Source organism: Microbulbifer sp. SH-1 (genome assembly GCF_011326135.1).
GTDB classification, from domain to species: Bacteria; Pseudomonadota; Gammaproteobacteria; order Pseudomonadales; family Cellvibrionaceae; genus Microbulbifer; species Microbulbifer harenosus.
In genome coordinates this window covers 2537703-2551479 of sequence record NZ_CP046948.1, presented here as the reverse complement: position 1 = coordinate 2551479, position 13777 = coordinate 2537703, and the positions used below count along the sequence as shown (strand labels likewise).

General features: G+C 60.3%; 9 protein-coding genes. 3 read left to right on the top strand and 6 right to left on the bottom strand.

The annotated features are described in order from the left end of the window. Positions 1-33: 33 nt before the first annotated feature. The 3 genes from GNX18_RS10655 to GNX18_RS10645 are packed head-to-tail and all read left to right on the top strand — an operon-like array spanning position 34 to position 3214. Positions 34-1395: a hypothetical protein gene (locus GNX18_RS10655; protein ID WP_166217873.1), complete on the top strand. Its 1362-nt coding sequence runs from the start codon at positions 34-36 to the stop codon at positions 1393-1395. Continuing rightward, entirely contained in the window at positions 1395-2117 is a 723-nt protein-coding gene (locus GNX18_RS10650; RefSeq protein WP_166217869.1) for an OmpA family protein, read from the top strand. The genes GNX18_RS10655 and GNX18_RS10650 overlap by 1 nt, the downstream gene beginning before the upstream one ends. Continuing rightward, the gene (locus GNX18_RS10645; protein WP_166217866.1) at positions 2117-3214 is read left to right on the top strand and encodes a hypothetical protein; all 1098 of its coding nucleotides are present in this window, start codon (positions 2117-2119) and stop codon (positions 3212-3214) included. The genes GNX18_RS10650 and GNX18_RS10645 overlap by 1 nt, the downstream gene beginning before the upstream one ends. 54 nt (positions 3215-3268) lie before the next feature. On the opposite strand, the gene GNX18_RS10640 is transcribed toward GNX18_RS10645, so the two are convergent. From GNX18_RS10640 to GNX18_RS10620, 6 genes are all read right to left on the bottom strand, one after another. Beyond that, on the bottom strand, positions 3269-3874 hold the full coding sequence (locus tag GNX18_RS10640) for a L,D-transpeptidase family protein (protein ID WP_240913972.1): 606 nt from the start codon (positions 3872-3874) through the stop codon (positions 3269-3271). A gap of 523 nt (positions 3875-4397) precedes the next feature. After that, complete coding sequence (locus GNX18_RS10635) at positions 4398-6050, bottom strand: alpha-glucosidase (RefSeq protein ID WP_166217863.1); 1653 nt, start codon at positions 6048-6050, stop codon at positions 4398-4400. Between the two features lie 528 nt (positions 6051-6578). Beyond that, entirely contained in the window at positions 6579-6974 is a 396-nt protein-coding gene (locus GNX18_RS10630) for a UPF0149 family protein (RefSeq protein WP_240914360.1), read from the bottom strand. Between the two features lie 20 nt (positions 6975-6994). Continuing rightward, the gene (gene malT / locus GNX18_RS19655; RefSeq protein WP_240913971.1) at positions 6995-9721 is read right to left on the bottom strand and encodes an HTH-type transcriptional regulator MalT; all 2727 of its coding nucleotides are present in this window, start codon (positions 9719-9721) and stop codon (positions 6995-6997) included. Between the two features lie 113 nt (positions 9722-9834). Beyond that, positions 9835-11538, bottom strand: a complete 1704-nt coding sequence (locus GNX18_RS10625) for a glycoside hydrolase family 43 protein (protein WP_205827861.1) — start codon at positions 11536-11538, stop codon at positions 9835-9837. Positions 11539-11840: 302 nt separating this feature from the next. Further along, positions 11841-13718 (bottom strand): glycoside hydrolase family 9 protein, encoded by a 1878-nt coding sequence (locus tag GNX18_RS10620; protein WP_166217854.1) that lies wholly within the window; start codon positions 13716-13718, stop codon positions 11841-11843. Positions 13719-13777: the final 59 nt, after the last annotated feature.

The following is a 13777-nucleotide window of genomic DNA, read 5'->3' as shown; positions in this document are numbered from 1 at the left end:
TACATCGAGAAGATTTCAAGAGAGATTGCCTGCATGTCTGAATTTTTGCGCTCTGTCTTTATCGCCCTGAGCCCGGATGCGGTCACCGAAGGGTTTCTGTATCTGATGTTGGGTGTGTTTGCGCTGGCGTTGCTGTGCCGGGTGCTGAGACGCGCCGGTGAGTTTGTTGAGCAGGCCCCCGGGCTGCTGACCTCGCTGGGGATCCTCGGCACGTTTACCGGGGTCATCATCGGACTGTTTGAGTTCAGCCTGCCGGACATAGACCGCAGCATCGCCAATCTGCTGGACGGACTCAAAACGGCGTTTATTACCAGTGTGTGTGGCATCGGCCTTTCCATTCTGCTGCGCGCGTTGACCCGCTTTGTTCCGATGCCGGGAGAAGACTCCGCGGTGACGGAACTTGGCGAGATCCGCACCGCCCTGCAACAGTTGCACGTTGCGCTTGTGGAAGGGCAGGAGCGTCAGATCAGACAGAGTGAAGACCAACTGGAAAATTTTTCCCTGCAGGTATCGCAGGCTCTGGTGCGTGAAATGGCGCAGGTGGTTGAGTGTTTCAACCAGCGTGTGGAGTCCCAGTTCGGCGAGAATATGACCCGCTTCGGTGAAAATTTTGCCCGCTTTGATGCCATGGTGGAAACCCTGACCCGTGAATACAAGGTGCATGAAGAGCGCGTGGAATACTGGTCTGAACACTGCGACACCGCGGTGATGGGATTGGTGCAGGTGGCGCGGGACCTGCAGCAGATTCACCAGCAGCTGGCGGAAATGCCTCAGTTCTTTGACGGACTGCAGCGCTTCGGTGATCACGCGCGCGAACAGATGCAATCACTCAACGAGCAATTGGATCGCTACCGCGGGGTGAGCGCGCAGATACAGGATGTGCTGCCACAGCTCGGCAATCGCATCGAACAGTTTGTGCAAGGGATCGACGTGGTACAACAGGTCATGACCAGCGATATGAAGCAGTCGCTGGTCAGTATTGCCAGGCAGAGCGAACTGCTGGGTGCGCAGATCGAAGCGGTTTCCGGTGCCTTCGAGAAAATGTCCAGCCTGGATGCGGACTTCATCCAGAATCTGGTGCAGGAGTCTGTGGTTACCCATCGCAATGGTATGCAGGAACTGGCCATGCAGCAGGCGCGTACGCATAAGGAGATGGTCGACGCCCTCAGTCATATCATCCGTAAAAGCATCGGCGACGCGGAGAGTTCCATCGGCAAGCAGTACCAGATGGTGGAGCGCAGGATGGAAGAGGAAATGGAGGGGGTTATCTCCGCCATGGGCCAGGCGCTGGCGACGATCAGCGGTCAGTTCACCCGCGACTACCGCCAGCTGGTGGCGCAGATGCAGCGTTTGACCCAGACCGCCGCGGAACGCGCGCACGAGGAAGTGGCCTGATGTCGTCCCGGTCCGGGTTTTTCCGCCCCGCCGGGCGCAGCCGCGGTGAAGGCGAGGCCTCGTGGATCAGCGTATCCGATCTGATGGCGGGGCTGATGATGGTGTTTCTGTGCATAGCCGTGGCGATGATGCGCTCGGTGATGATCGAGCGGGAGAAGATCCGCACCATCGCCATGTCCTACAAGGAAAACCAGCTCGCAATTTACGAAACGCTGCAGCGTGAATTTGCCGCGGATCTGCCGCGCTGGGGCGCAACCATCGACCGCGATACTCTGACGGTGGCGTTCAACAACTCCGACGCCATGTTCGACACCGGTGAAGCAACGCTGAGTACCAGTTACCAGGTGGTTTTCGAGGAGTTTTTTCCCCGTTACATGAACGTGCTGGCCCCGTTCAAGGCGTCCATCGAGTCGGTGCGTATCGAAGGGCACACCAGTTCTGGCTGGGGGCAGTCCAGTGACCGCAACACCACGTACTTCAACAATCTGCGGTTGTCCCAGGATCGCGCGCGCTCGGTGCTGAGATATGTATATACCCTCGCTGAAGTAACCACTCACCATGCCTGGATGATGCGGAATGTGGCGGCCGTCGGATATTCCTCGTCGCGGCCGATTTACAATGGCGACGGCAGTGAGAACATCGAACAATCCAAACGAGTGGCCTTCCGCGTGATCACCAACTCCGAAACCAAGATCCACAGTATTCTCGAGGAGTCCTTTTGATGGGCCGCTGGATTCGGCATCTGGAGGCACTGACTCAGGTGGTTTCCGGTATGGGCACCTCCCGTGAAGCCCAGGCGGATTCCGTGGCTGAGCAGGAAACCGTAGACGATGCCGATGCGATTGAAACCGGCGCTGCGCCGGACACGCCGGCGGACAGCATTGAACAGGCCCTGATTCAGGGAATGGAAGTAAAGCTTGGGGACCTGCAGCCGACCCGGCACGGCTGGCTCTACCGGGGCAATCCGGTGATGGTGTATGCGGTGGACGTGGCGATGGTGGAAGACGTGCAGGTGCGCCGGGAGTTTTTCCAGCGGATCCACCTGACCAGTTGCTGCGGCGCACTGGAAGATCCCGCACAGGTGGTGTGGATCGGCACTGCCCGCGATGCACTGGCGGCTCCGGGGCTGGATACCGCTCCCCACGCCTGTGAATACTGCCTTGCCAAGGTCAACCACCGCGGATTTCGCAGCCTGGGACCGCGGGATCGCAGCCGGGTAGCGGGGGCCCTCAGTTTCCACTGGCATGTGAACCAGTACGCGGATGAGTATTTTCCCGCAAGTGAAACCACGTTCTGGGGCCCGGGTAAACCCGTGCAACCCCTGCGGCGCATTGCGCCCGATGCCGCAGACAGCGGCACATGTGGCTTTTGCAGCTGGCAAGTGCCGCCGGGGCAGGATTGGTTTGTGCCGGTCGAGCGCGGCCTGGTACTCGGACTGTCGCTGGATGCCTGTGTACTCTGCGCACAACAACAGGCCATGGGCGTGTTAACGCTCGCGGATACCAGCGCACTTGATGCCAGCCAGGCGCGTTGCACCGCGCTCGCTGAAAGGCTCCCGTCGGCGGAGCCCGAAGAGCCGCGCAGCTGGTCCTGGGTGCGCCGGCAACTGCCCTTGGCCTGGCACCCGCTGTGTGAACAACTGGAGCGGCGCCTGTCTGCCCCGGATCTTTTCCATCACTTTGCCGGTTACGAAGGTGTTGCTGTGCTGGCCTGGCCTGAGCATCGCCGCGGTATTGTCGCCACAGAAGAGGATCGGGCCAAATTGCCGGAAGGCTGGGATTTCTGGACTATGCGCAGTGTGTTGGAAAGTCTGGGCTAGTCGGAAATAAAAATGGGCAGCGAACGCTGCCCATTTTTTTGCCAGAAGAAAACCTCAATGGCGCACCGTCACCTTGGTCCCCATAGGGGTATTTTCATAAAAGATCTTCGCCATATGCCAGGGCAGTCGGACGCAACCATGGGATTCCGGGCGCCCGGTGACCTTGCCCGCGTGCATGCTCACGGCACCATTAAAACGCATGAAAAAGTCCATGGAGGCGCCGCGGAATACCGTGCCCGGCGGGCGCCGGTCCTTGCGCACGTCCACGCTGCTCATGCGCACATACCCCGCGCGATCCACATAGTGGCCGTAAAGATTCGAGCGGTGGTAAACCTCTTTTTCAGAAACACGGAAACTGCCGGTCGGCGTGCGGTTGCCCGCAACCCCCGTGGCGACCGGAGAGATACCTGCGAGTTGCCCACCCTTGTAGAAATAAGCCCGCTGTTCGCTCAGGTCGATGATGATATGCGGCGTGCCACCGATGACTTCCGGGCGCCACCAGGCGCTGCCATCCGTCATGGACCTGTGTTGCTGGTAGGGGTGGGGATAGTCACCCGCCTGGGCCATCGGCGCGAGCATGGCGGACGCGGCGAGCAACAGGCTGCCGCCCATCAGAATGTGTTTGAGGGAGCGTTTCAGAAGAGTGGAAGAGCCTTGCATGCGTACCTCATCTGCTCTTGCGAGCGAATTACAGATCAGGCCTGTGCGGTGACGCCGGAATCCATCGCGCATATTCTGACGGCGAGGCCGCAGAATTTTCAGAGCGAACAAACCCCTGCACGGGAGTACACATACCTGAACATTGAATTTCCCCAAAGCGACGCGCCGGTGTGCCCCGGGTTGGCCGCGGGATGAGCCCTGCCGCTTGGTGCCGCGAGATTGCAGACCGCCAGGCAAGTGAGAGGCATGGTAGGGTCGGGAAATGGCGCCTTTTACATTTAAATGGAATGAAGAGCTTTATGGATAGACCAAAATACGCGCAAAAAAAAGCCGGCTCGAGAGCCGGCTTCAAACATTCCAGAAAGACTGGAAAGCGTGCTTTGACGAGAGAGCAACAAAGTTGACGATCTTATTGAGAGGTAACCCTTTGAGCCTATTGCCCCGGGTCTGGTTCGCCTCACTTGCGCAAGTGGGCGCCAATTTCTCAACAAATCCGAATTTTTTCCTGTTCTGGTGGCGGTGTTTATTTCTTGAGAAGGACCCGTGCGCCGGCCGCAGGCAGTTCTAACTGCGTGCCTTTGACCGCGCCCGCGAACTCGCTGGGAGTGATGTCTTCGCTGTCGGCAAACTTCTCCGGCAGCGCGAACACGGCGGGCTGGTTGCCCAGATTCAACACCACAAAATAGCTTTCCTCTTCACTGTGCCGTTCGAACACCAGCAGGTCATCACCTGTATCCAGAACTTGCTGGTCGGCGGTGGCCAGTGCCGGCGACAGGTCGGCGTGCCATTTCAGCAGGCCGCGGAAGCGGTTCAGCATGGAGTGCTGGTCATCCTCCTGCACCGAGGCGGCCAGGTGATAGTGCTCTTCCGCAACCGGCAGCCACGGCTTCACCTTGGAGAAGCCGGCATTGATTTCGCCACTGTTGAACCAGGGCATGGGTGTGCGGCAGCCGTCGCGGCCCTTGAATTCTGGCCACAGATTGATGCCGTAGGGATCCTGCAGGTCCTCGAATGCCAATTCTGCTTCCGGCAGACCCAGTTCCTCGCCCTGGTACATGCACACGCTGCCGCGCAGCATCAATTGCATCAAGAAGAACAGCGGCGCGCGCGCGCGGGCGGTTTCCGGGTCGAAGCCCTTGTTCCAGCGGGTTATGGAGCGCGGCACATCGTGGTTGGAGATCGACCAACAGGGCCAGCCGTCCTCAATCACCTGGCGGTTCTTCTCCAAAGTGTCGCGCAGGAACTGCGCCGAGCAGTTTTCCGACAGCAGGTCGAAGGAATAGGCCATGTGCAGGCGGTTTTCCGTGGTGTACTCGGCCATGATCTTGTGGGTGTTGTCGTCGCCCACTTCGCCCACGGTCGTGGTGCCCGGATACTCGTCCAGCAGGGCGCGCACGCGCTGCAGGAACACCAGGTTCTCCGGCTGCGACTTGTCGTGGATGTGCCACTGGTGCTCGTAGGTGTTCACCGGCGGCAGGCCGTTCTTGTCCAGTTTCACGGGGCGCGGCGGATTGTTTTCCAGCGAGCGGTTGTGGAATGCGTGGTTGATGGCGTCCAGGCGGAATCCGTCAACACCGCGGTCGAGCCAGAATTTCAGGTCCGCCAACAGCTGTTCCTGGACTTCCGGGTTGTGCAGGTTCAGGTCCGGCTGCTCTTTCAGGAAGTTGGTCAGGTAATACTGGCGGCGGCGGGTGCACCAGCGCCAGGCGCTGCCACTGAAGTTGGACATCCAATTGTTCGGCGCGCTGCCGTCGGCCTTTGCATCTGCCCACACATACCAGTCGGCCTTAGGGTTGTCGCGGCTCTGGCGGCTCTCCTCGAACCAGGGGTGCTGGTCGGAGGTGTGGCTCAGGATCTGGTCGATAATGACCTTCAGGCCGAGCTCGTGGGCCTTGTCGATTACCCGGTCGAAATCCTCGAGGTTGCCGAAGATCGGGTCCACGTCCCGATAGTCAGACACGTCGTAGCCGAAGTCCACCATCGGGGATTTGAAGAAGGGTGAAATCCAGATGGCGTCGACACCGAGAGATTTCACATAGTCGAGCTTCTGGCAGATACCCGGCAGATCGCCGATACCGTCGCCGTTGGCGTCGCAAAAACTGCGCGGATAGATCTGGTAAATAACGCCGTTGCGCCACCATTCCCCGTTCGCTTTGCCTGTGTGATTACCGCTCATACCGTGAGTCCGTTATTGGATACTTATTACATTAGGGTCAGTATGGCGTTGCCAGTTGTGGCTTACCTCCTCCCCGATAGGGGGGGAGGGGTCACTGTATTGGGGTAGTTCCCGCCTATGCTCGACTGCTTAGTCCGGCTTTCCTGCCACTGCGGTGCGCCCACGCTCTCCGTGCTTCCGGGTTTCCAAGAGTGGGCCACAACCTTTGTTTGCAAGGCGGCAAATATGTTGAACGTACAGGTCTGGCTACCTCTGGGCAACGGGGGCGGTCGAGCATCCAGCTCGTTGCGATTAGGTAAGTTTGTCTTGCCGGCGGATGGTGCAGGTAAAAAACTCATTTACTGATGGACACTTTGTCGGGAACTGTTTTGCGCAGAATTTTTATAGTTTCGATTTCGAACATCGTCCAGTCTTCGATGTCACGTCAATGCAAGAATTGCAAAATGAGGTCTTCAATAGAATTTCCCCGGAAGTTGGCCCGGAAGTCCAGGCCAGCGCCGACAAGCTGAAGGCCGATTGCGAAAAATGTCAGTGCAGGCAGCACTTCTTGTATTTTTTGCCGCTACCGCGGGGACAGGGATCATTGCGACCTGTTTTGGGATCGGCGATGTGCGGCTGGGCGGGGGGTATTTGGTCCCGGCGCTGCTCCAGCCAGTAGGCGTGAATGGCGCGGGCGGCGGGGTCGATTTTGCGCTGCAGTTTTTCAACAATTTCTTCCGTTTGCTGGTTCAGCGATTCCTCCCCCGTCGCCGAGCCGAACAGGGCAATGCTGCCCTGGTGTTGCTGGATGTCGTCCGGTAGACCAAGCCAACTGTGCGGGCGCATGGCCACAGCGCGCATGTAGCCATGGCACCAGGGAGTAACAATCTCTTTACCGTCTTCACCTACAAGAAATAATGCTTTGTAGGCTTCCGGATCTTCGATCAGGATCTCCGCGCTCGCGCTTAGGGCTTGTCCTGCACCGACCGCAACAGCTGCTCCGCCAGTGCAATCGCTTCCTGGCGATCTTTCACATCCAGCTTTTGGTAAAGGCTGCGGATGTGGGTTTTGATGGTGCTTGGGGCGACCTTGAAGTGTCGCGCGATGCGTTCGTTGGAGAGGCCGGAGTGGATGGCGTTCAGCACCTGCCACTCGCGCGGGGTGAGGGGGGAGTGACGCAGGAAGTCGGGGATGGCGTCGCTGGCAAGTATCTCGCGCACGATGGTTTCGTCCAGCTCGATGCGAATGCCGCCGCCCAGTTCCGGTTGCTGCTGGGCGAGTCGGATCAGTTGCTGGGCTTTCTCCGTCTGCTGCTCGTTGAGTGCGAACTCTCCGGTTTCCTCCATCGCGGCTTTCAACAGCACGATCATGGGTTTGCCGACCTGCAGGAAACTCGCGCTCAGGTCGCTCTCCTGCATGATGTTCAGTGCGGAGCGGAGGTGCTCCAAGGCCATTTCACGGCGTTCCCGCAGCCACGCCAGGTGGGCGGCAAGTACGCGGTTGCGCAGCTGGTCGGTAATCAGCCCGCACTCTTCGGCCACCTGTTGCAGGCGGCCTAAAAGACGGTTGGCATCGGACCAGCGGTGCAATGAAATGAGTGCGCGCACATGGTTGCGGCCGTGGCACTGTTCGAAGTGGTTGCTGGGGCGGTCGGCCACCGGCTCTGCCTGTTCCTGCCAGGTGGCGATAGCCTCGGTATTTTCCAGCGCCTGCCAGACTCTCATTCTTGCGGCATCAGCATTGGCGACCCAATCGCGGTGGTAGTGTTCACCGGCAAGCAGGTGTTCCACCCGCTCCAGCCACTCCAGGCTTTCGTCTTTGTCGCCGCGCGCCAGCGCGACTTTCAGTAGCAGGGTGTATTCCGGCAGCAACCAGCGTTCGCCCACCTTGCGGTTGATTTGCATACCGCGGCGGGCGGACTCTGCGGCGCCATCCAGATCGCCGGCCTCCCACTGCAGCTGGCCTTTCAGACGGTAAATGAATTCGGAGATGGGCAGGCCCACCAAGTGGTGTTCCTCGACCAGCCGCTGGGCGCGCGCCTGCAGCGCGGCGGCTTTCTTCAGCAGGCCGTTGGCGAACGCGATCTCGGACTGCTGGCACAGGGCCCAGGCGGCGTTGGGCAGATCGTGACGGGCGAGGGTGGCCTTTTCTACCGCTTCCATGTGGTGCATGGCCTGGTCCAATTCACCGAGACAAAAGCTGGTTTCGCCGATCACCAGCTGCGCGGCGATGCGCTCGTTTTCCTGGTCTCTCGGCAGTAACTCCAGCGCTTCCTGGGCGTATTCTTTGGCCTTGAGAATCTGGCCGCGGGAAACCGACACCTGTGCGCGCATTGCGGCGAAGGCACCCTCGAAGGCCTGCCACTGTCTGGGGTCTTCCCGCTGCAGCCAGCTCTCGGCGGCGGCCAGCAGTTTGTTGCAGCGCTCGTAGTCGAAACTGTCGCGGGCAAGGCGCGCCGCCAGCAGGGTGAACGAGGCGTGTTGTTTGATCTGCTCTTCGCCCAGCCAGTTGAGGCTGTCGTTCAGTACGCGGAACTGTCCCTCGCGCAGGAACTGCTCGCCCTGTTCGGCGATCAGACGGTGCACCCGCAGGCGGTCCTGCGCCTTCAGCGCGTGGCGCAGGGCCTCCAGTGGCTGATGGAGTTCCTGCCAGGTGTCGCTGGCGGTCTGGTGAAGGCGGGTAAGCTCTTCGCCGTCGCCCAACTGGCGCTGCAGGAAACGCGCGAATACCGGGTGGAAGCGGAACCACTGGCGGCTGGAATCCTGCGCCTGCAGGAAGAGGCCGCGGCTGGCGGCGGTTTCCAGCTGCTGCTGGCCGCCGCTCTGACCGCTCAGGCGCTCAGCCAGCAGACCGTTGACGCGGGTGAGGATGGAAGTGCGCGCCAACAGCTGGCGCAGCGCTGGCTCCAGACGCTCGAGAACTTCTTCTGCCAGGTAGTCGAGGATGTGTCCGTGGCCTTGTTCCAATTCGCCAAGATAGCGATCCACCTCCTCCCGATCGCGGACCGAGAGCGCGAACATCTGCACCGCCGGTGGCCAGCCTTCAGACAAATGATGCAGCTGGGCCACGCGGTCGCTGCCGAGGGTAAAGGGCAGGCGCCGCGCCAGCAGTTGCGTGGTCTCGTCGATGGTCAGCGCCAGGTCTGCCGCGGTCAATTCCAGCAGACGGCCCTGCAGGCGCAGGGCACCGAGCCCCAGTGGGGGCTGGCTGCGGCTGGTGATGACCACGCCGATGCCGGCGGGGGCGTGGCGCAGCAGGAAGCGGGTGGCATCGTGTACGGCGGGATTGTCGATCTGGTGGTAGTCGTCGAGGACGATGCGCAGCTCGCTGGGGAGCTGGCGCAGTTCCGCCAGCATCTGACTGATAACCAAAGATGGGTCGAGACTGTGCTGGGCGGCGAGAATCCTGCTGGTTTCCGGTACACCATTGCCAGTGGCGCGGTGCACACTCTCGACCAGATAGCGGCAGAATTGACCGGGCTCGTTGTCGCCGCTGTCGAGGGAGTACCAGGCCACAGGGTGGTCCCGCTCCGCGGCCCAGGAGGTGACCAGGGTGGTCTTGCCATAACCCGCAGGGGCAGTGACCAGCAACAGCTGGTCACTCTGGCTTTGCTCCAGCAGCGACAGTAGCCGCGGCCGTTGCAATGTGTGTTCCGGGCAGTCGGGGAGGCTGTACTTGGAGGCTAGGAGCATGGCGTTGACCGGTCGCAGTGTGTAAGACGCACGTGTTCAGGCGCAATTGTACACTCTGAGTCTGCCAGCCCCCTATTTGCTCCGCGTCCTCCCCCGAAGGGGAGGAGCCTCCGTCATTCCATACCGCGGAAGGCGTGAAGTCCGATCACCGCGCCGACGAAGCCCCCGGCGTTGCGCGTGCTCACTACACGGCCGTCCGCCGCCAGCAGCAATGGCTGCCAGTGTTTGCCGCTGTCGAGGCTGTAGTGGAAGTCGTATTCGGGGCCGCGGGTGGTGAGGCGCAGCTGGATATCGACTGGTTTGTCTGTAGCGGTTGCCAGGGGACTGCGGGCAATGGTCTCTCCCTGAGTGGAGGCTCCGCCATCGCGGCGGCTGACGATCACCTCTGCGCCACCCTTGGCGTTGCCGGTGACACCGAAGAAGTAGAAGTGCTCACTGTTCTGGAAAACCGCCATCCCGGCGCGGTCGCTCTCCTGGCGCGGGCGGTAGTGCATCTGTGTGGTAGCGACGGCCTGCAGGTGCTGCTGGCGGCGGGCCACAAACGCCGGGTTGCCTTTATCGCCGAGGGCGGTAGCTGTGGGGGTGAGCTGCAGGCTTCCGGGCGTGTGCTCCAGGCTGTACCAGGGCTGCGGGGATGGATTGCGCAGCTGCAACCAGTGCAGAGGCAGCTGCGGTGAATCGAACTCGTCCCGCAGGGTGAAGTTACCGGTCGTGGGTATGGCGGCGGCGGGTTGCGCTGGCAGCGCCGGACGTTTGGCTACGAATGGAATCCGCTGCTCGCCGCGGGTGATCACCGGCCAGCCGTCTTCCCAGGTCACAGGCATCAGGAAGGTCTCGCGCCCCGTGTTGTAGAAATCCCCCTCGTAGGGGCGGGTGCCCAAGAATACTGCCCACCAGTTGTCTTCCGCATCCTGTACGAAATCTGCGTGGCCCACGGAGGTGACGGGATCCGGGCGCACTGGATCCAGATGGCGCTGGGTGAGGATGGGGTTTTTATCCCAGGGGGTAAACGGCCCGAATGGCGATTCGCCTTTGAACACCACCTGCGAGTGATTCACACTGGTACCGCCTTCGGCGGCGGTCAGGTAAAGCTGACCGTTTCTGCGCTGCAGATGCGGGCCCTCAATCCACACCGGTTTTGCCGCGAGGTCCACACCGCCGTTGACAATCAACTTGCGCGGCCCGGTGGTTTTCAGGTTCTTCGCATCGAATTCCTGGACCCAGATGGCGCGATGGCCATCGTACAGAGGCTCACCGATCGGCGCATCGTTGTTGAGGATATAGGCTTTACCGTCGTCGTCGAAGAACAGTGAGGGGTCGATGCCACCCACTTCCGGTAGCCACACCGGGTCCGACCAGGGACCCGCGGGATTCCTGGCGGTGACCACAAAATTGCCCCCGCAGTCCACACAGGTGGTGACGAGATAAAATGTCCCCTCGTGGTAGCTGATGGCCGGGGCAAAAATGCCGCGGGAAATACCGAGGTCGGAAAAATCCAGCTGCCCGGGGCGGTCGATCACATGGCCGAGTTGGGTCCAGCTCACCAGGTCGCGGCTGTGAAATACAGGGATGCCGGGGAAGTGGGCGAAACTCGAATTCACCAGATAATAGTCGCCGCCCACCTGCACGATGCTCGGGTCCGGGTAATAGCCGGCGAGGATAGGATTGCGGTATTCATCGTTCTCGATAGGTTGATCGAAAACAGCGTCTTCGCCGCGGTATTCGAACCAGTCGAAGGTAGCGGCGTTCTCGGTCTTTGCGTTTGCAGTAAGCGACAGCAAAAGTGCCGCGAACAAACCAGGTTTTATTTTTTTCATAGACTTCCTTTTGTGCCTCATTTTTGTAGGAGCCTGCCTGCAGGGCCGGATATCGCTCCAGGGATGGCTGCTCGGCCCAGGTACCAAATGTTCGCTTGCAAGCAAACTCCTACATCAAGCTCCTACATCAAGCCTCTACAGCGTGGATTTCATCAATGCAGCGCCCAGTACACAGGCACCGGCAATGTAGCGATACTCATCGCCCTGGCGTGATGGCTGCTCCGCTCTACCAGCTCGGGCAGTGCAGAGACGCTGGCCAGAGGTGCCGCCAGCACGTCGTGGCAACCAGTGACTTCCGCTACTTATTCATGGTGGTGTTCTTTCTGGTGAGACTTGTGTTGATTGTGTTTGCCGGCGTCGCCGCTCTGCGCATGATGTGGACAACCGTCACTGTGCTGACGTTCGATGGCATTCAACCCGTTAACCAGATAGGCCAGTGGCGCATTCCAGTTAATGGCGATTTCATTACTGGCGTAACTGCACACGTGATCGGTGTAGGACTCGTCGGCCACCTTGCTGGTGTACTCGCACCCGTCCTGCTGTGAAGGGTTGGGTCCACCCACCAGGAAGCCGGGCAGCGGTGGCATGTCGGGGTTGGCCGCCGCCAAGCGATGGTGGGGTTGTTGGGGCGTTTTGTGGCCGAAACCGGTGATGTAGGAAAAACCGGTCGCATTGCGGCCCAGCAAATAGTCCCGTGTGGCTTCGGCACTGCGCAGAAAGCCGCTGTCGCCAGTGATCCGGAAGGCCTCGAGAAACAGGATGCCCTGGTTGGCCGCCACGGCATTGCTGCCCCACACAAACAGATCGGGATCGCTCACCATAGGTACGCGATAGGCACTGCGCTCGCCGGCGCTGCGCAATTGCCGCGCGGCGACCGTGAGATTCTTCTCAAGCGCGCTGCGCCAGGGGCCGCTGTCCTGCGGCAATTTTTCTTTGTGGGCGAGCAGGCTGTAGTAGCCGAGCCAGCGCACACTTGCCCAGGTGGGCAACTCATATTCGGAGGGCGCGGAGCGGATCACTTTCCAGTAATTTGCGTCGTCGGTGGCGAGAAAGAGTTCCGCCGCCGCCCACAGGCGCTCGTCGTCCAGCTGCTCGTCGTTGTAGGCGCCGGTGGTCACATCCGGGTCGAACTGGCGGTTGAGTTCGTCCTGCCGATACGTTACCGCTGGGTGTTTCTCTGCCCACTGCCAGGCGGCCAGGGCCGCCTGTAAATAGCGTTTACTTTCCTTTTCTCCGTAGGGCGCATAGACGCGCGCGGCCTGCGCCATCACCGCGGCAAAATCCAGCGTTGCGGCTGTGGTTTTCTGCACCATATAGCGAGGTTGTGTGGCGTGGTGTGCGGCCACCATCCCTTCAAAACCGGCGGTGGTGAGTTTGTGATAAACGCCGCCATCGGACGGGTCCTGCATGGCAGCGAGCCAGTCCAGGTTGTAGCGCACCTCGTCGAGAATGTCTGGCAGGGTATTTTCCGACTCAGGAATATTCAGGGACTGTGTGAGAAAGTACGCCGGATAGCGCTCGTAGACACTCATTAGAGTGCCCATGGTAATGCCGCTGTTGACCACGTATTTGTTGTAGTCACCAGCGTCGTACCAGCCTTTAGGGGCGGACACCAGGGTATTTTCCGGGCGCGTGTCGTCGGCGGCGGACGCGTGAATCAGTACCTTGTCGTCCGGGTGACCGGCGGCGCGGTGCCAGGGGCCCGCGTGGACTTCCTTGAGTTCCGTGGAGGCGCGCTGGTAATAGAACGCTTTGATACTGGCAGCGGCGAGGTCCTGGTAAATCTCTTGGTCTACGTCGAACGGTGTTGATCGAAGCACATCGGCAGCTTCGGTGCCGGTAATTTCCAGATAGTAGTGGCCGGGTGTTGTCAGGCCGGAGAAGTCCGCAACCAGTGTGCTTTTACCACTTAAGGTTTTCTCGTGGCCCGGTTTCAGTTGACCGGTCAGCATCGCCTCGCCGGTCTCGACGGCGCGCACTGCAAACTTTGGTGAAACTTCTGGAGAGTCTTGCGTGACAAGAACGGCGATCTTTTCCGACAGCGGGGAGAATCCCAACTGATTGAAACGAAGATCACCGCTGACGGTCGGCTTGGCCTGTATACAGGGAGCACCGCCAAAGGTGGTGGCCAGTAACAGCGCGCAGCCGGCTGTGAATGTTTTGTTTTTTGACGCTGCCATGTTTTTCTCCAGTTTATTGGCACTCTTGCCGCTTTTGCCGCGCCGTTTCTGTACCGTCT